Origin of the sequence: Butyricicoccus porcorum, assembly GCF_051246315.1 — a bacterium.
GTDB lineage: Bacteria > Bacillota > Clostridia > Oscillospirales > Butyricicoccaceae > Butyricicoccus_A > Butyricicoccus_A porcorum.
In genome coordinates, this window is sequence record NZ_CP178353.1 from 1727166 (window position 1) to 1745421 (window position 18256).

Genomic DNA, 18256 nt, shown 5'->3' on the forward strand with positions numbered 1-18256 from the left:
CAGATGAATCAAAAAGAATATATAAATCCTTTTTCTCAAGTATCGGAAATCTATGCGCAAAAACTTGATGACGCTTCGATGTCGGGAGATATTGTGCTACTTGAGCAGTTAGTATGCGAAATTGAAAAAACACTGCCTGACGTTGATGCCGCATCGCAAGCTCGATTGTACTATTCAATTGGTACTGTATACAGCGATGTTGCACAAGCGAAGTCGTTATCGCACGAAAAATCAATAAAGAAACAATTGTACGCTTTTAGAAAAAGTGTAGGCATTATCGAGGATGAGGAATATTCAAAAGAAGAATATGGGCCGTATGTAAACCCCTTCAAGTGCCTCTTGTATACTAATTACGGAAATATGCTTTGTTCTTGTGGGAGAAATATAGAGGCGATAGCACAGTATAAAAAGGCAATAAACATTTATCCATTATTTGGAATGGCAATTGGAAATCTTGGACGAGTATATCAAGACTATGGTGTCATGGACTATGATGATGGACACCAAGATTATTTCCATTATTTTGCATATTCTTTGCTAAAAAAGGCTGTTGAATGCAAAGATCCCAACACTCATAAAGCAGCCAAAGACTGTTTCCTTAGGGCAATGGCTGTATATACTCCTCAATATGTTGAAGGATTTCTGCAAAAGGATTTGGAAATCCCACAGTTTTCTTATGAAAACATTGAGGAAAAAATGTATCGAGAATGGGCTGTAGAAAACAATTTGTTTTTGAATACTCTAAATGACTTACCGGTAGTAGAATTGTGTTTTGCTACTGATGTGTTACAGCTTCCGGATATGATTGTATCTATAGATGCAAAACCCATTTTTCATGGAATGTTTAACCAAATAAAGCAGGAATATGTGTATGCGAGGTATCAGTATTATTTATCTTTGCAATTTCGTGAAGAAGTACATTATGCTGACAAAGATACCCACCTCATCAACTTTGCTGATTTTCCACAGTATGGAATACGTATTGAGCAATTGAAGTCTGCTTTCAAAACTTTATATGGTCTATTCGACAAAATAGCGTATTTTCTCAATTCCTACTTCGAGTTGGGGATACATGAAAGAGATGTTAGCTTTAATCATATATGGTTAACTGGATTTGGAGCAGGAAAGAACCATTATGAATATAAAAATGTTCTTAATCACAAAGAAAACTTTGCATTGGCATCTTTATATTGGATTAGTAGAGATTTTTATGACAAGTTTGAGGACTCTCCCAATCCTCGTCTGAAGCGCATTAGTGATGTTCGTAATGCACTTGAGCATAAATATGTCAAAGTGACTAATGGATGGTTTCCTGCAAGAGTTAATGGTGAAATTGATGATCTTGCTCTATATGTGACTGAAGATGAACTTTCCGCATTAACACTGGAATTAATGCACATTGTACGAGAAGCAATTATTTGCGTATCTTTGTGTGTTCATGTAGAAGAACAGAAAAACAGAGACCAACTTCAAAATAAGTTGATTATGCCTATGCCGTTGATGGAATATGACGACGAATGGAAATTGTAACAAATCAGCCGAGCAGCGTCCCACGAGACCCCTGAAAATTTCGTGTAAACGACAAGCTTCGGCAGTATGATTGAACTCCAATCCGTCAAGAATGGAAGCAACCACCTAAACGGAAAAGGAGACAATAATCATGCAGAGAGTACCACAGGATTTATTACGGGAATACGTGAAAAGCCAACACTTTACCAGCACAGCCGACATCATGCAAGCTATGAAAGAGATGTTCCGAGACGTCATTCAGCAGGTGATGGAAGTGGAGATGGAGGAGGAACTCGGTCATGAAAGATGCCAGCGTTCTGCCCCTACAGCAGGAGATCAACCCAGGAATTACCGCAACGGCTATTCCCAGAAGAAAGTAAAAACCCAGTTAGGCGAGATTGACATCAGGGTCCCGCGTGACCGCAACGGCAGCTTTGAGCCAAAGATTATTGGCAAGTATAGTCGGAATGCGGATGGGATGGAGGACAAGATTCTGGCCCTATACGCCTGCGGGATGAGCCAGCGGGATATTGCAGAGCAGATCAAGAGCCTGTATGACGTGGACATTTCTCCTGAGTTGGTCACAAAGATCAGTGAGAAAATTATGCCAGAAGTTACAGCCTGGCATAATCGCCCGCTGGAACCGGTCTACCCATTTATCTTTATGGATGCTATCCACTACAAGGTCAAGGAGGATCACCGATATGTGACCAAGGCTGCCTATGTAGTGCTGGGTATCACGATGGACGGTCAGAAGGATATCTTGGGTGTCTGGATTGGAGAGCACGAGAGCAGCAAATTTTGGCTAAATGTGTTGAATGACCTGAAAAGCAGAGGAGTTTTGGATGTTTATCTGTTCTGCACCGATGGTCTCTGTGGAATGCCCCAGGCGATTGAGGCGGTCTATCCCAAGGCAAGGCTGCAGCGCTGCATCGTGCACCAGATTCGCAGTTCTACCAAATATGTTAGCTACAAAGACATCCGTCAAGTCGTTGCCGATCTGAAGAAAATCTACACGGCAGTGACAGAAGACGAGGCCATACAACAACTGAAAAACTTTGCAGAAAAATGGCGCAGCCAATATCCTTCCTGCGTCAAGAGTTGGGAAGAGAATTGGGACGTGCTCAGCACCTTCTTCGAATATCCCATGGAGATTCGGAAGATCATATACACGACGAACATTATTGAGGGGCTGAACCGCCAGTTCCGGCAAATGACGAAGAACAAGCCGGGAGTATCCCATGGATTGTGTAAAGCTTCATTGCAGTGTAGAATAAAAGCACAGCAATGGAGGTTTTACAAATGGCAAGAAGGAAGCGTACACCAGAGGAAGAAGCGCGGAGAACAAAAATCAGAGAATTATTGCAGGCAAGCAATGTGGGGAGCATGGAGGATATCCAAAATCTGTTCAAGGAAACCATTGCCGAATTTATGGAAACGGGGCTTGATGCAGAACTTGATGAAGAACTTGGATACAGCAAGTACGACTATCGGAACAAAAAGACGGATAACAGCCGCAACGGACACAGCCAGAAAACGCTGCGAACCAGTTTCGGCGATGTAGAAGTAGATATTCCCAGAGACCGGAAAGGAGAATTCGAGCCTCAGCTGATAAAAAAACATCAAACCAGCATCAGCCAGGATATCGAGGAAAAGATTTTGTCCATGTATGCGAAAGGGATGACGACGAGTGATATTGAAACGCATATCCAGGACATTTACGGTGTAGAAGTCTCTGATACAACGATTAGCCGGATAACGGATAAGATTCTGCCGATTGCAAAAGAATGGCAGCAGCGGCCATTGGAGAGCATTTATGCAGTGGTATTTCTGGATGCAATCCATTATCATGTCCGCAGCGAGGGTCGAATCGTCAAAAAGGCAGTATATATCGCCATTGGTATTGATCTGGATGGACATAAAGATGTACTGGGCATGTGGGTCGGAGAAAATGAGAGCGCCAAATATTGGGCAACTGTTTTGAACGGACTGCGCAATCGCGGAGTGGAGGATATCTTTATTGCGTGCACGGATAATCTGACTGGATTTGCTGCTGCAATTGAAGCTGTATTTCCGAAAACTGAGATCCAGAACTGCATTATCCATCAGCTGAGAAATTCCAGCAAATATGTCTCCTATAAGGATTTAAAGGCACTAATGGCCGATTTGAAGGCAGTTTATGCCGCTGTAGATGAAGATGCAGCTCTGTCTGCCCTGGACGCCTTTTCTGCCAAATGGGATGCGAAATATCCCAAAATTTCGTCTTCCTGGCGAGATAACTGGGCAAATCTCAGCACCTATTTTAAATACCCACAGGAACTGAGGAAGCTGATTTATACGACCAATGCGATAGAAGGATTCAACCGCCAGCTGCGGAAAGTTACCAAAGCAAAGACCATCTTCCCTACGGATGACAGCCTGTTTAAGATGCTGTATCTGGCAATGATGGATATCACAAAAAAATGGACTGGCCGGCGTCAGGATTGGGGCAGAATTTACTCTAATCTGGCGATCTATTTTGAGGATCGAATGCCCGACTAACAGCAAACCGCCCCGGCATCAAGGATAAATAACCAGCGGCTTTCGCCGCTGCCCTTGACACCAGAACGGTATTGCCGTTATAGTGTGAGCAAGGGAACGGCAGATATGCCGTCCCCCCTCATCATAAAATAGGGGGTGCGGACAAAATCTTGGACTGATTATGCAGCAAAACCAAGATGATGTCTATACTCAATCGGGCTCATCCCACCTAGAGATAACTTGATGCGTTTATGGTTATACCAATTGATATAGCGGTCAATCTCCCGGCTAAAATCGTCAAGCGAGACTCCTGTCCAAGAGCGGCCATAGAACATTTCGTTTTTGAGCCTTCCAAAGAAACCTTCGCAGGCTGCGTTATCGGGGGAGCAGCCCTTCTTAGACATAGAGCGAATGAGACCGGCCCCATTCATCCGTTCAATCCATCCGGGCCATCGGTAATGGCAGCCCCTGTCAGAATGGACAATCGGATGACAGCCCTCTGGCAGATCGGCAATCACTTGATCCAACATGGTGTTGACCAGATCGGCATTGGGGCGGGTTCCGATCGTCCAGCCCACAACCATTCCATCAAAACAATCGATCATGGCGGAGAGATATAGCTTGCCGTTCGAAAGGGCAAATTCTGTGATATCCGTCAGCAACTTCTCATACGGCTGATTTGCATGGAAATCGCGTAAAATGATGTTCTCTACTTCGGGTGTGATTTCCCCCCAAATACGAACTATATTTTCGTTTCTTCGAGCGCAAAACCACCAGTTTTTCTTCTTTCATGATCCGGCGGATGATCTTCTCGGAGAGCATAATCCCTTTGCGCTTCAGCGCCAGATAAATGCGACGGTAACCATATATGCCCCTGTTTTCGTGAAAAATCGAGGTGATTTGTGCCCGTTGGGATAGATATTTGTCGGGTTTGTTCATAACAGCTTGCTGGTAATAGTAACTGCTTTTGGCCATCTTAAAACGGGACAGCAGCGCTGGCAGTGCATATTTCCCCTTCAAGGCATCGATGATCACTGCCTTTTCACGGTTTCTGAGTACCGTTAGATCGATGCCGGGTCTTTTTTTAAAACTGAGATGGTCTCCTTCAGCACATCTACTTCAAACTGCAGTTCCTGGAGTTGCGTTCGAAGATTCTCCAGTTCCTCAGATTCAGGCAATGCATGATCCTGAGGCAACGGCTCCCTTGGTATGCTTTTTCTCTTCGCCATCAGACCCACCATCCCATACTTCAGATATTTCCTGCGCCAGACGTATATGCTCATACGGCTGTATCCGATTTCCCTTGATACATATTCTACATCTTCGCCTAATTCAAAGCAACGGTGAATTACCTCATATTTGAATTCTGCTGAGGGATGCCTTGGATGCCCCGATGTGTTGCAGTGATGATCCATCTCTGTGGGAGACTCTTCTGTGTGGCCATGTCTGTTCTCTAACCCGGCTTTTTTGCGCTCATACCAGCGGTAAAGCGTAGACTCGCTCGGGTATCCTAACCGACGGATTACAGCAGCTATTGATCCCAGCCGCTCGTATTCTCTTAGTGCGATTTCTTCCTGCTCTTTTGTATACATTCAGTTCCCTCCTTTTGGAGTCGGGGGTGCGGACAAAATCTTGGACTGACTATACATCATCACATCGATAAACATATTGGCGGCTAACATTATATCGGATAGCAGCCTTGGTTGCTCCATGTTTCAGTGCGTATTCAACTATTGCTTGCCGAAACCGCATCTTCTGTGTTATTGTATTCATGGCGAATATAGTGCACCTGCCCTTCGGTTTTGTCTCGACAACTTAACCTTATCACAGGTTCGCTCTATATTCGCTTTTTATTTTTACTTTTTGTCACGCATCATTGTAACACCTACACTTTCAATTTGCGTATGTATTTTATCACTATTGACAAGCAAAAAATAATTATGTATTATAATAGTAACTTGTACCACAACAAGAAACATTTGGTTACTGCAATAAGGCAGTATGCCTCAGAGCTCCGCCCCAGCCACTTTTATGGTTGGGGCGTCTCTGATTTTATAGAGAAAGAGAGGGGGAAATATGAAATACACACTCGGTCTTGATATGGGTATTGGCTCTGTTGGTTGGGCGGTGTTACAGAATGGGGCGGATGACGCACCGGTAAAAATTAAAGACCTTGGAGTACGTGTTTTTACAGAAGCGGAGCAGCCTAAAACGGGTGCCAGTCTTGCACTCCCGAGGCGGGAGGCGCGCAGTTCCAGACGAAGAATTCGTCGGCGCAGGCATCGCAAAGAAAGGATCAAATATTTAATCGAAGAACAGGGAATCATGACTCGAGATGAGATGATTCATCTTTTTGAAAACAGTGATTTTGTTCAGGATGTTTATGAGCTTCGTGCAGACGGACTGGACCGCCGTTTGATGCAGAATGAGTGGGTACGTGTTTTAATTCATCTTGCACAGCGAAGGGGATACCGTTCCAACAGCGCAGCAGAGGCTGCAAAGGATCAGGAAACCGGTGCGGTAAAGCAGGCACTGTCAGCCAATGAGGAGCTGATGAAGGAAAAGAATTATCGGACGGTCGGAGAAATGTTTTGCAAGGATGAGAAATTTACTCTTATCATGCCGGATGGCAGGACAATACGAAAAACACGAAATGCTCCGAATTCATATCGTTTTACAGTAACACGGGATGTGATAGAAGCAGAAGCAAAGCTTTTGTTTGAGAAGCAGAGATTATTTGGAAACGAATATGCGTCCGCGGCATTTGAAGAAGCATATCTGGCGATTTTGCTTGGACAGAGAAATTTTGATGAGGGTCCCGGAGGGAACAGCCCTTACCGAAATCCTGACCTTCGAGGATATTGTATCTTTGAGAAGGAAGAACGCAGAGCATTTAAGGCATGCTATACGTTCGAGTATTTTAAGCTGCTTCAGGATATCAACCATATCCGGCTGGTGTCCAATGAGACCCAGCCGACAGAACTGGATCAGCAACAGAGGGAAAAGATCATTGCATTGGCAATGAAAACTGCAAATCTGAACTATCAGAGAATTAGAAAAGAATTGCAGATTCCGGACAGACTGCGTTTCAATATGGTTCGATACGAGACCGAAAAGCCGGCTGAAGAATATGAGAAGAAAACGAAATTCTCCGAGATGCAGTCCTATCATAAGATAAAGAAAGTCTTGGGAACGTCGTTTCATTCGCTGTCTGTGGAGCAATTAGATGGGATTGGGGAAATTCTCAGTCTGTATAAGTCGGACAAAAGAAGAATAGAGAATCTTGAACAACTGGGACTTACGGCAGAGATGATTGAACCGCTTCTTTCGCTGTCATTCAGCAAGGCAGGCAATCTCTCGCTCACTGCAATGAGAAGGCTGATTCCGCATTTGGAACAGGGAATCAACTATTCGGATGCTTGTACAATCGTATATGGCGATCACAGAGCGCATATTGGCGTGCAGAAGACAAAACTTCTTTCCTATAATCGCCTTCGGGAAGATGGAGCACTCGAGGCAATTACGAATCCGGTTGTTCTTCGTGCGGTATCCCAGATCATTAAAGTTATCAATGCGATTGTTCGGAAATATGGTTCGCCGCAGTTTGTCAATATTGAATTAGCACGTGAGATGAGCCGCAATAAGGCACAACGAGATAAGATTGAAAAACAGAATGAGAAGAAACGCTCCGCCAATGATGCTGCCCGCGAACAAATTGAGGAAGTGAAAAAAGCGCGTGCAACCGGATTGGATATTATCAAGTACAAACTGTTCTGTGAGCAGAAAGAAGTCTGCATGTATTCCGGTACCCCACTGGATATCAACAGACTGTTTGAACCCGGTTATGTCGATATAGACCATATCATTCCGTATAGTCGTTCATTTGATGACAGCTATACCAATAAAGTACTCGTTTTATCTTCTGAGAACCGACAAAAGGGAGATCGTCTCCCGCTCGCATATATGGCAGACGATGTACAGAAGGCGGAGCAATTCCGAATTCGTGTTGAGACGACAATACGCGATTATCGAAAGAGGCAAAAGCTCCTGAAAGAACACATGAGTTATCAGGAGGAAAAGAGTTTTCGTGAACGCAATCTGAGTGATACACAGTATATTACCAGAGCAGTTTACAACATTCTCAATGATTATCTGGAGTGTGAGCCATCGAAATCCAAACGTCCGGTGCGTGCGGTTAACGGCGTGATCACAGATTATATCCGGAAACGACTTGGATTGAAAAAGGTTCGGGAAGACGGAGATCTTCATCACGCGATGGATGCGGCGGTTGTCGCTATTACAACCAACGCAATGATTCAGCGGATTTCCAACTACTCCAAGCGGAGAGAATGGAATAAAAAACGGACATCGGACTATGTGGATCCGGAAACAGGAGCGCTGATGACTCGGGAAGCGTATGACAGCAAATATGCGCCTGATTTCCCGGAACCATGGCTGATGTTCCGGAAGGAATTGGAAGCACGGCTTTCCGAATATCCCTATGACGAGATTATGCATCTGCATCTTCCGATGTACGATGCGGAAGAGGAAATCAAACCGGTTTTCGTTTCCCGTATGCCAAACCGCAAGGTCACTGGTCCTGCACATAAAGAGACCATTCGCAGTGCAAAGATGCCGGGGAATGCAGTTGCAAAAACGGCATTGACGGAATTAAAACTCAACAAAGACGGCGAAATTGAGGGATACTACAAACCGGACAGTGATTTGCTGCTGTATGAGGCGTTAAAAAACCGCCTGAAGGAATACGGTGGAAAAGCGGAAAAGGCATTTACTGAACCGTTCCACAAACCGAAGCGGGATGGAACGCCGGGGCCGATTGTCCGTACGGTAAAGACTTATAAAAAGACCAGCCTGAACGTATGCACCAATGGCGGTATTGCAGATAACGGCGCGATGGTCCGCATTGACGTATACTATGTGCCAGATGACGGGTATTACTTTGTTCCGATTTATACTGCAGATACGGTCAAGGAGCGCTTGCCTAATCGTGCGGTGGTAGCACATAAGGAGTATAATCAATGGAAGCCGATGCAGGAAGAGCAGTTCCGGTTTTCACTCTATCCAGGGGATTTGGTGCTGGTGAGAAGCAAAAAAGAGATCAAGCTGTCCCTTGTCAATAAAAAATCGACGGCGCAGTCAACCATAGCCAAGAACGAATGGCTGCTGTATTATGGAGGAGCGAATATTGCAGGTGCAACGCTTGAGATGACGACACATGATCGGAAATATAAGATTGAGAGTATGGGCGTCAAGCGTCTGCTTTCGATGGAAAAATATGAGGTGGATGTTCTGGGAGAATATCACAAGGTACATCTGCCGGAAATCCGGACGGACTTCCGATGAGTGAGGTGATTGGGGATGGAATATCGCTCGGTTTTCCTCGCAAATCCGGCACAGTTGTCGGTGCGCAATCAGCAGTTGGTCATTCGGAAGGGGCAGGAGGTTTCTATCCCGATGGAGGATATCTCCGGCTTGCTGATTGAATCACAGCAGGTCACGATCACATCTGCGGCAATGCAAAAACTGACGGAGTATGGTGTGACAGTCTATTTTTGTGATGAAAAACATCTGCCTGCGGCATTGCTCCTGCCGATGAACCGTCACAGCCGTCAGCTCAAACAGATTCAAAGCCAGATTGTGCTGTCTCTGCCGACGAAAAAGCGTCTGTGGCAGTCGATTGTACAGCAGAAGATTCATAATCAGGCGCGGTGTCTGGAGTTTCTGGAATGCCCTTGTGTGTCGGAGCTGCACAGCATGGCGGACGATGTCCGCTCGGGAGACCCGGACAACTGCGAGGCAATGGCCGCCATTCGCTATTTTCCCGCGTTATTCGGCACGGGATTTTCGCGGGGAGAGGAATGCGTTACCAATGCCGCTTTGAACTACGGATATACGATTCTGCGCGGTGCAATTGCCAGAAATCTGGTGATGCATGGTTTAGAGCCGTGTCTGGGAATCTTTCACCACAGCGAACTCAATTTCATGAAAATCGTTTGCGAGCCGAGATCCCACCACACGGGTCGATTCGCATGCTGGTTATCACGGAAAAACAGTATCACAGCATCCGGATTCTGCTTGGGAGACCGACGGTATATGATGAACCGCAAAGCTCGGATTCTCTCATGATTTTCTAAAAAACGAAAAAAATGAGGGGAACACCGGAGATTGCATCAAAAAAAAGCCCATTCCATATTTCATGGAATGGGCTTTTTTCGTCCCATTTCTTTCATTTTCTGTCATTTTCTCACGAAAAAGATGAGAAAAACACCGCGTCCGGATGCGTCTATTATACCACAACAAGAAACATCTGGGAACTACAACCCAATCCTTTCAATTGTCATAATCGCATGGATTATACCACAACAAGAAACATCTGGGAACTACAACGATGACGCAAAGGTACAATTAGCCCCTGTTATTATACCACAACAAGAAACATCTGGGAACTACAACGCATAAGTATCACAAAGAATTATTGGTGCTCTGTCAAGATTTCGTACAAGTGAAAATAAGAATTTGAACTGTTCGCTTGCCAAAATTTCCGCCTCACGATGTCCTCTCGTACAGCTTTTCAAAATCAACCGGAGATATGTAATCACAGCAGCTATGAATACGTTTGGTGTTATAGAAAGCCTCCAAATATTCAAATACTAAACGATATGCCTGTTCATAGTTGCGAATTTTAAAACGATTCAACCATTCACGTTTGATAGATAATAGTGTGAAAAGATTCGATATAGGCATTGTCCCTACCTTCAGAAATTCCTATTGAAGAGCAGAAAAAATATATTGATTCATTGGCGCATGTCCTTAGATGGTCAGGCTTCAAGATTGAAACGGAAGATGACACTATTTTTGTTTCAAAGAAGAATTCTAAAAAACAGTAATGTATTGTTCTTTATTCCTGCAACAGCCAATCCGCTATATCGTGAATTTCAATTCCTTCATAGCTATACTTCGGATGCCGGGTTCGGGCGATGACCATCTTCGGATAAGCATCCCGAATCTGAAGCAGTGGAGATACTTCCCGTTCAAAAGTCTCCTGCCCGGAAATGTTGTCACTCACCTGAAGATAGATTTTCTCACTGCCCCTTTGTGCAACAAAGTCAATTTCTTTCTGATACAGCTTTCCCACATAAACATCGTATCCACGGCGGAGCAACTCGATACAAACCATATTTTCATAAACCCTGCCGTAATCCATATTTCTGCTTCCGAGGATTGCATAACGAATACCGCTGTCGCAGAGGTAAAACTTTTCAGAGCTCTCCAGATATTTTTTCCCCCGAATATCATAACGTTTCACATCATAAAACACGAACGCATTACACAGATATTTCATGTATCTGCCAATCGTTACATGATTTGTTGGGGTGTCGTTCGCTGTCAGCAGCTGACTGATCTTATTGGGAGAGGTCAGGTTGCTGATATTATCCATAAGGAACTCACCCAGACGCTGCAAAACCAGAGTATCCGGCAGAGAATATTTCTGTACAAGATCTCTTGTCACAATGGTTTCATATACCTCTTTGATATAATTGGTTCTGTCTTTCTCCGTTCTGTAAGCATAAGAGCCAGACAAACCGCCTTTTATCGCGTATTCATCAAAAAGTTTATCTTTATCGCCGACACCATCATAATACTGGCAATACTCCTGGAAACTAAACGGAAAAACATGAATCTCAATGTAGCGTCCGGTAAAAAGGGTTGCCAGATCTGCACTCAGCAAAAAAGCATTGGAGCCGGTCACATAGATGTCATATTTGCCCTTCGAGTAAAGGCTGTTGATTGCCAGCTCAAACTTGGGACACATCTGAACCTCATCTACAAAAAGATAGTTGGTTTTCCCGGCTTGATAATGATCTTCTACATAAGCGTGTAATGCATGGTATTCCTTAATCTCTTCATACGCCAAATCCATGTAGTCAATGAAGATGATGTTGATGCTTTCAAAATGACTTTTCAGATACTCGATATATGCCTGCATCAATTTTGATTTACCGGAACGACGAATGCCTGTAATAATCTTGATGTCGGGAGTGCCGTTCAGTTCAATGATCCGATCGAGATATTTGGTCCTCGTAATTGTTTTCATATAGCCGCCCGCTTTCAAAACTTAAATTTTTTTCGGTTTTTGAAACCGCTCTGCTGTAGCTATTATACTGTCTGCAAAGAGTATATGCAAGATGCCGGTTTCAAAATCGTAAATTTTTTTATTTTTTGAAACTGTGTCTATGGAACGATTACTTCTCGGGACAGCATAATGAGTCGGTTAATGAACTCTGATGACTATTGAATGGGCAGCCTAACTTATTACGAAAATCATTGCATTTGCACCTGATTTCGTAATAGGAATCTTCAGCCACCCCGTCAAAACAAAATCGGGCTGTTATTCCAAGACTTCTTTCACACGGCTTGCGAAGGCTGATATGTTCCCCCATACATAAGGAGTAGATTTATTCCCGTGTACTGTGGACATTCAAGCCATTGTCTCGTGGCATGTTGAGACCGTAGTTCTTCTGTCACGAAACAAGTAAAAAAGTTCTGAAAAGCCCAGAAATAAAGGGATTTCGAGAGATTGCCGTATTTGGCAGTTTCCCGGAATCCCTTTTCTTTTTGCTTTGACAATCGTTCTATCGCCTGGGTTTTGGCAGGGTTGAGACAATAAACTACTTTTTTCGCTGTTGAGACGATAGGACTATTGTCAGCGTGATGAGCTTAAAAACCGGTAGAATTCTACACAGTTTTTGACGCACATTCTTGTGACAATTATGTGGTCAGATTGACTTGCTATTCTCTCCCGTCAGAGCCAATATACTGGAATTGTCAAGAAAAGTGCAGTCTAAAAACTCACAAATTTTAAGCAGCAGATGAATGGTCAGCTCTCTGGAGGCGAAGCGGAATCAGGGGCGTGGTCAGTATTACGACCGGGCGATTCAGAATCAGATCACAAAACAACAGGCCATGGCTTTGCTCTATTATCAGCAGCACGGCTTTACCGGTGTGGAGGACTTGAAACTTGCGAGGACGAGCGTCGCCGAAGGTGCAATCTTCGTTCATAAGGGGATTGGGGGCGCCGGTCTCCGGTGGAGACCGTTTAGCGCGGATCGAGTCGGGAGACGAGGCTGCCCCAACAAGCATAAACAGAAAGTTCCGCCTACGGGCGGAATCTTTTTGTTTGGGCCTTCCTGATCAGGAAGGAATTGCTTGCACAAGAAGTAGGCTCCTCAAGAAGTCGGGTCCAGATAGGATTTGATTGAAAAAAATAAATCATTTAGAGTGCTTGACAAGGTTCTAAATCGAGCCTATAATATAAATCAAATTATATAAAATAATTTATGCAATTAGGGGGAGGAAACTAAAATGGCAAGAAAAACGCAGATTTCCAAAGAAGTTATTTTGGAAGCGGCATTGAAAATGCTGATCCGTGATGGGTATTCCGCAATCAATATCAAGACCTTATCAAAGGCAATCGGCTGCTCTACGCAGCCCCTGGTATGGCACTTTGGTAACATGGAGGGACTCCGCAAGGCGTTAGCCGATCACGCGCTGAAATACGCGAACAGCAAAATGCGCCCCTCAGCCAGTGAGTCAGTCAATGCTTTTGAGCAGGTAGGGCAAGCCTATATAAAAATGGCGTTGTATGAACCTAATCTTTTTCAATTTGTATTTCTGAATGGAAGTGACTGCTATCCTGTGGGAGATTCTGATGTGATTCTTGACGATAAAGATAACCGTGAGCTGATCAAAATGATAGCGGCGGAATTTCAGATATCAGAGAAAAGCGCAGAGCAGTATGTTCAAAACACTGTAATATATACACATGGGATCGCTTCCTTTTTAGCAACCGGTATGATGCACTTATCGGAAGGAGAAATCATGAGCATGATACATCAGGCAGGTAATAGTTTCCTCAAGCAGGCAGGGATTCCGGAGGATAGAATTCCGAATCCATGAAGTACGAGGAAAATGAGCAAAAATTAAGCAGCAGGAGGATACATTATATGAATAAACGCATACGTCAATATATTGGGCTGCTTTCCGCGGTGTTGATGTACTATATCATACACGAAGGCGCGCATCTGATTTATGCGCTGTCTGTCGGAGCGTTTCGCAAGATCAATTTTATGGGGCTTGGTATGCAGATTGGAATATATGAGGAACGAATGAGTGAAACAGGGCTTGGTATTTTTTGCAGTGTCGGTGTTGCGGCGACAATGATAACAGCTTATGTGCTGACATTGACATCAGCTCAAATTTGCAAGGTCAAATCTAAAACCTTCAAAGTCTGTCTGTATTATATTACGATTGCCATGCTGCTGATTGATCCGTTGTATCTGAGCATATTGTGCGGTTTTTTCGGCGGAGGCGATATGAATGGAATTGCACTGTTGTTCCCTGAATGGGCTGTAAGAATCTTTTTTGGAGTAATGTTGGTGATCCATTGCCTGCTGTTTTGGAGAATTGTTTTACCAATGTACAAGAGAGCGTTTATGACAAGAGAGCCTGATGCTTAGACACGGGGCTTGCGGTGTGCGCTGCGTTTTTACAGTGCAGGACACCGAAGGAGGATACATGCAGATATACGACAATGACCTGCGATATAAGCAGATACAGAATAAAATAATGAATATGCCCCAATGGGCAAAAGCGGAGCATATGGAAATGAGCGTCCCGGAAAAAGAGCTTTGGCGTTATAGCGGGGATGTTATGTGCCCTTCACAAAAACACCGAAGGCACAGAGGTGTGCTTCTCACTCTGTCTATGGCACCAGGCAGACTCTTCAGATTTATAAAATAGACACAAATGTCTGCGGAAACGTACTATCCGCGCGGCGACGGTTACGGTAGCATGGGAACAAAACCGAGAAAAGGAGACCACAAAAATGGACGCTTCAGAACAGAAATTGGGAAGCAGACCGCTAAAAGCATGGAAAAGAATCGTGATCGCGCTGGCGGTCGCCGCGGCTATCCTGGCGGCGGTCTTTCTGGCGGGCCGCTATGGGTGGAAGCTGCTTGGCTTCCGAGCCTGTCAGGGCGCGGGAATTGAAGCCGTGGAGGTAAGCGAGGACAAAGTACATATCTCTGGGTTTTATCCCGGCTCTTTTCCCGAGGGGTTCTGCGGCTGCTATAGCGAGGAACGGGACGGGATGCTCTATGTTGGCTTTCGGTTCAGTGCGGTGTTCGGCTTTTTTGAGACAGGAGATTTTGACGTGACCGTCCCCGTCAAGGGCGAAATCAGCGAGGTGATCCTCAAGACCTCCAGAAACGAGTCGGCGCTGTGGGAGCGGGAGACGGGATTTTTGCCGCAATCGGAGCGATATGGCGTGTATGTAAAGCTGGAGCGGGACGACATATTTTCCGTTTCCATGTCCTATGACGGCTCCAGCAGTGGCGGGCTTCGCGCGGACGGCGGCGCTTGGGAGAGCGGAAAATACGTTTTTATGGACAACGATATTATGATGGCCGCAAAGGATGCGGAAGCGCCTGTCCCCTTTACGATCACTGCAAAAGGTAAGGATGGAACCGTTTTGGCTACCAGAAAGCTTCATTTTGACGCTGACAAGGAGAAAATGTATCTCACCGTCACCGCCGACGGTCAAATCGTGGAGGACGAGGCGGTTATTTGATGGCAGGACATGGAGTTGAAATCAAGAAGGCTGTTTCCGATTGCGTGGAATGGCAGCGACAGCAGGGCTGCAAAGGCGCAGACTTTGTTTATCAGAAAATACGGCAAGGAAAAGCTTTTACACGCCCACGAGAAACTGAATGAAGTTTATGATTTCAAAAAAAGCGCAGGAGTTATTGGGAACGGATGTTAAAACAGGACTTAAAATATTAGAAAATGATGGAGGAGAAAACCATGCTGAAAATTGAACATCTGACAAAAGCCTACGGTGAGAAAAAAGCCGTGGATGATCTGAATTTACATATCGCCCCCGGCGAGATTTACGGCTTTATTGGCCACAACGGGGCGGGAAAGACCACAACGTTAAAATCCGTGGCGGGCATTTTGCAGTTTGACGCGGGAGAAATCACCATTGGCGGGATATCCATCAAGGAAAATCCCCTGGAATGCAAGCGGCGCTTTGCCTACATCCCAGACAATCCCGACCTGTACGACTACATGACGGGCATCAAGTACCTGAATTTCATCGCCGACATTTTCGGCGTAGGCGCAAATGAGCGGCAGGCGCGCATCCGCAAATACGCCGACGACTTTGAACTCACCGCCGATTTGGCGCAGCCCATCGCCGCCTACTCCCACGGCATGAAGCAGAAGCTGGCCATCATCGCCGCCTGGCTCCATGAGCCGAAGCTCATCCTCATGGATGAACCCTTCGTGGGGCTGGACCCGAAAGCGTCCCACTTGCTGAAAGAAATGATGCGGGAGGTGTGCGACGAGGGCGGGGCCATCTTCTTCTCCACCCATGTACTTGAGGTGGCGGAAAAGCTGTGCGATAAAGTTGCCATCATCAAGGGAGGCAGGCTCATCCGCTCCGGCGCCATGGAGGAGGTCAAGGGGGACGAGTCTCTGGAGGACGTGTTCCTGGAGTTGGAGGGAGAAGTATGCTGAAGGTCTTGGTAAAAAAGGAGCTGGCGGAAATATTCCGCAGCTATTTCTATAACGCGAAAAAGAACAAGGCCCGCTCCAAGGGGGCCACGGCGGCCTATTTTGTCCTCTTTGCCCTTCTGATGGCGGGTGTCCTGGGTGGGATGTTCGCGATGCTGGCCAAGACCCTCTGCGCTCCTCTCCACGCTGCCGGTGTGGGCTGGCTCTACTTTGCCATGATGGGGATGATCGCCGTTTTGCTGGGGGCTTTCGGCAGCGTGTTCACCACCTACTCCACGCTGTACCTGGCCAAGGACAACGATTTACTGCTGTCTTTGCCCATTCCGGTGAGTGTGCTGATGGCCTCCCGGATGACCACGGTTTACCTCATGGGCCTTCTGTATTCCGGCGTGGTGATCCTTCCGGCGATACTTGTCTACTGGGTAGAGGCGGCATTCGGCTTGCAAACCGTGCTGGGCTCGCTGCTGCTTACCGCGCTGATCTCCGTTTTTGTCATGACGGTCTCCTGCGCCCTGGGCTGGGTGGTGGCCAAGATCAGCCTGAAGCTAAAGCGCAAGAGCCTCATTACCGTCATCGTCTCTCTGGCGTTTTTCGCCGTGTACTACTTCGCGGTGTTCAAGGCCCAGACCCTGATCAGCGAGCTGCTATCCAACGCAGAGGCCTTTGGCGAGGCCGTCAAGGGCGCCGCCTATCCCCTCTACCTGTTCGGCCAAGTGGGCGTGGGCGACCCCATCCCGTGTCTGGTTATTTCTCTGGTTGTGGCGGCACTGTTCGCCCTGATGTGGGCGCTCATCTCCCGCAGCTTTTTGAAGCTGGTCACCTCCACCGGGAAATCGGAACGGAAGGTCTATAAGGAAACCGCCGTCAGGCAGAAAAGCGTCTCCTCCGCCCTGCTGGGGAAAGAATTTTCCCGGTTTCTCGCCAACCCCAACTATATGCTCAACTGCGGCCTGGGCATCCTGATGCTGCCCGTCTGCGGCATCCTGCTGCTGTGGAAGGGTGGGGCGTTCCTCACGGTCATGAACGAGGTGTTCGGCGAAAAGCCGGGCAGCGTTCCGGTGCTGCTGTGCGCCATGGGGTGCATGATCGCCTCCATGAACGATATGGCAGTTCCCTCCGTGTCACTGGAGGGTAAATCCCTGTGGCTTATGCAGTCTCTGCCGGTAAAGCCCTGGCAGGCGCTTCGGGCAAAGCTTTCCGTGCAGCTGTTGCTCACCGGCGTCCCCATGCTGTTTTGCCTATTGTGTCTTGCGATGGTCTGCCCCTTTGCCCCGCTGGATGTCGCGCTTGCGGCGGTTCAGACGCTGTCCTTTGTGCTGCTCTCGGCGCTGTTCGGGCTGTTTATGGGGCTGAAGATGCCCAATCTCAACTGGACGCAGGAGATCACGGTCATCAAGCAGAGCATGGGAGTGATGATCGCCATGTTCGGCGGCTGGGCCTACACCATCCTCTTTTGCGTGGGCTTTCTGCTGCTCCCCGGCTGGAAGCTGGGCTTTGCAGGATACATGGGAGCGTTCATCGGGCTGGACCTTGTTCTCTGCGGGGTGCTGTATCTGTGGCTGAAGAAGCGGGGCTGCGGGGTGTTTGCGGCATTGTAAATGGGGTGGCATTTGCTATGAAACATCCAAAACGA

14 protein-coding genes and 1 pseudogene are annotated in these 18256 nt (G+C 46.4%); 10 read left to right on the plus strand and 5 right to left on the minus strand.

Features of this window, described 5'->3' with window-relative positions; translation table 11 throughout:
* The first annotated feature begins 3 nt into the window (after positions 1-3).
* From ACLM7Z_RS08520 to ACLM7Z_RS08530, 3 genes and pseudogenes are all read left to right on the plus strand, one after another.
* Positions 4-1530 carry an LA2681 family HEPN domain-containing protein gene (locus ACLM7Z_RS08520; protein WP_435644883.1) on the plus strand — a complete coding sequence of 509 codons (1527 nt, stop codon included), beginning with the start codon at positions 4-6 and terminating at the stop codon, positions 1528-1530.
* Positions 1531-1660: 130 nt separating this feature from the next.
* A pseudogene (locus ACLM7Z_RS08525) lies at positions 1661-2752 on the plus strand (IS256 family transposase); the annotation flags it as partial.
* A gap of 59 nt (positions 2753-2811) precedes the next feature.
* Positions 2812-4050 carry an IS256 family transposase gene (locus ACLM7Z_RS08530; protein ID WP_435644884.1) on the plus strand — a complete coding sequence of 413 codons (1239 nt, stop codon included), beginning with the start codon at positions 2812-2814 and terminating at the stop codon, positions 4048-4050.
* 158 nt (positions 4051-4208) lie between these two features.
* Here the strand turns inward: ACLM7Z_RS08530 and ACLM7Z_RS08535 are convergent, their stop codons facing one another.
* Genes ACLM7Z_RS08535 through ACLM7Z_RS08545 form a run of 3 tightly spaced genes read right to left on the minus strand, consistent with a single transcriptional unit; the run spans position 4209 to position 5621 of the window.
* Positions 4209-4775, minus strand: a complete 567-nt coding sequence (locus ACLM7Z_RS08535) for an IS3 family transposase (protein ID WP_435645768.1) — start codon at positions 4773-4775, stop codon at positions 4209-4211.
* Positions 4696-5064 (minus strand): IS3 family transposase, encoded by a 369-nt coding sequence (locus ACLM7Z_RS08540; RefSeq protein WP_435644885.1) that lies wholly within the window; start codon positions 5062-5064, stop codon positions 4696-4698. The genes ACLM7Z_RS08535 and ACLM7Z_RS08540 overlap by 80 nt, the downstream gene beginning before the upstream one ends.
* Before the next feature lie 26 nt (positions 5065-5090).
* Positions 5091-5621, minus strand: a complete 531-nt coding sequence (locus ACLM7Z_RS08545) for a transposase (RefSeq protein ID WP_435644886.1) — start codon at positions 5619-5621, stop codon at positions 5091-5093.
* A 484-nt stretch (positions 5622-6105) separates the two neighbouring features.
* Between ACLM7Z_RS08545 and cas9 the strand changes: the two genes are divergently transcribed.
* Positions 6106-9393 (plus strand): type II CRISPR RNA-guided endonuclease Cas9, encoded by a 3288-nt coding sequence (gene cas9 / locus ACLM7Z_RS08550; RefSeq protein WP_435644887.1) that lies wholly within the window; start codon positions 6106-6108, stop codon positions 9391-9393.
* A 15-nt stretch (positions 9394-9408) separates the two neighbouring features.
* A complete protein-coding gene (gene cas1, locus ACLM7Z_RS08555; RefSeq protein WP_435644888.1) occupies positions 9409-10176 on the plus strand; it encodes a type II CRISPR-associated endonuclease Cas1 in 768 nt (255 codons plus the stop codon).
* 420 nt (positions 10177-10596) lie between these two features.
* Here the strand turns inward: cas1 and ACLM7Z_RS08560 are convergent, their stop codons facing one another.
* Together ACLM7Z_RS08560 and ACLM7Z_RS08565 are read right to left on the minus strand one after the other, a co-directional pair.
* Positions 10597-10794: an IS3 family transposase gene (locus ACLM7Z_RS08560; protein WP_435644889.1), complete on the minus strand. Its 198-nt coding sequence runs from the start codon at positions 10792-10794 to the stop codon at positions 10597-10599.
* Positions 10795-10948: 154 nt separating this feature from the next.
* Complete coding sequence (locus tag ACLM7Z_RS08565; RefSeq protein ID WP_087018333.1) at positions 10949-12145, minus strand: ATP-binding protein; 1197 nt, start codon at positions 12143-12145, stop codon at positions 10949-10951.
* 1268 nt (positions 12146-13413) lie between these two features.
* On the opposite strand from ACLM7Z_RS08565, the gene ACLM7Z_RS08570 reads away from it, so the two are divergent.
* The 5 genes from ACLM7Z_RS08570 to ACLM7Z_RS08590 all read left to right on the plus strand — a co-directional run bounded on the left by ACLM7Z_RS08570 (position 13414) and on the right by ACLM7Z_RS08590 (position 18221).
* Positions 13414-14007, plus strand: coding sequence for a TetR/AcrR family transcriptional regulator (locus ACLM7Z_RS08570; protein ID WP_435644890.1), 594 nt, complete (start codon positions 13414-13416; stop codon positions 14005-14007).
* Between the two features lie 47 nt (positions 14008-14054).
* Positions 14055-14567, plus strand: a complete 513-nt coding sequence (locus ACLM7Z_RS08575; protein WP_087018327.1) for a hypothetical protein — start codon at positions 14055-14057, stop codon at positions 14565-14567.
* A gap of 368 nt (positions 14568-14935) precedes the next feature.
* Positions 14936-15679: a hypothetical protein gene (locus ACLM7Z_RS08580; protein WP_435644891.1), complete on the plus strand. Its 744-nt coding sequence runs from the start codon at positions 14936-14938 to the stop codon at positions 15677-15679.
* Between the two features lie 233 nt (positions 15680-15912).
* Complete coding sequence (locus ACLM7Z_RS08585; RefSeq protein ID WP_435644892.1) at positions 15913-16626, plus strand: ABC transporter ATP-binding protein; 714 nt, start codon at positions 15913-15915, stop codon at positions 16624-16626.
* Positions 16620-18221, plus strand: coding sequence for a hypothetical protein (locus tag ACLM7Z_RS08590; protein WP_435644893.1), 1602 nt, complete (start codon positions 16620-16622; stop codon positions 18219-18221). The genes ACLM7Z_RS08585 and ACLM7Z_RS08590 overlap by 7 nt, the downstream gene beginning before the upstream one ends.
* Positions 18222-18256: the final 35 nt, after the last annotated feature.

What these genes read in the sequence shown, in the direction of transcription:
- ACLM7Z_RS08520 (WP_435644883.1), top strand. Translation starts at nt 4, where the DNA reads ATGAATCAAAAAGAATATATAAATCCTTTTTCTCAAGTATCGGAAATC.
- ACLM7Z_RS08530 (WP_435644884.1), top strand. Translation starts at nt 2,812, where the DNA reads ATGGCAAGAAGGAAGCGTACACCAGAGGAAGAAGCGCGGAGAACAAAA.
- ACLM7Z_RS08545 (WP_435644886.1), bottom strand. Translation starts at nt 5,621, where the DNA reads ATGTATACAAAAGAGCAGGAAGAAATCGCACTAAGAGAATACGAGCGG.
- cas9 (WP_435644887.1), top strand. Translation starts at nt 6,106, where the DNA reads ATGAAATACACACTCGGTCTTGATATGGGTATTGGCTCTGTTGGTTGG.
- cas1 (WP_435644888.1), top strand. Translation starts at nt 9,409, where the DNA reads ATGGAATATCGCTCGGTTTTCCTCGCAAATCCGGCACAGTTGTCGGTG.
- ACLM7Z_RS08560 (WP_435644889.1), bottom strand. Translation starts at nt 10,794, where the DNA reads ATGCCTATATCGAATCTTTTCACACTATTATCTATCAAACGTGAATGG.
- ACLM7Z_RS08565 (WP_087018333.1), bottom strand. Translation starts at nt 12,145, where the DNA reads ATGAAAACAATTACGAGGACCAAATATCTCGATCGGATCATTGAACTG.
- ACLM7Z_RS08570 (WP_435644890.1), top strand. Translation starts at nt 13,414, where the DNA reads ATGGCAAGAAAAACGCAGATTTCCAAAGAAGTTATTTTGGAAGCGGCA.
- ACLM7Z_RS08575 (WP_087018327.1), top strand. Translation starts at nt 14,055, where the DNA reads ATGAATAAACGCATACGTCAATATATTGGGCTGCTTTCCGCGGTGTTG.
- ACLM7Z_RS08580 (WP_435644891.1), top strand. Translation starts at nt 14,936, where the DNA reads ATGGACGCTTCAGAACAGAAATTGGGAAGCAGACCGCTAAAAGCATGG.
- ACLM7Z_RS08585 (WP_435644892.1), top strand. Translation starts at nt 15,913, where the DNA reads ATGCTGAAAATTGAACATCTGACAAAAGCCTACGGTGAGAAAAAAGCC.
- ACLM7Z_RS08590 (WP_435644893.1), top strand. Translation starts at nt 16,620, where the DNA reads ATGCTGAAGGTCTTGGTAAAAAAGGAGCTGGCGGAAATATTCCGCAGC.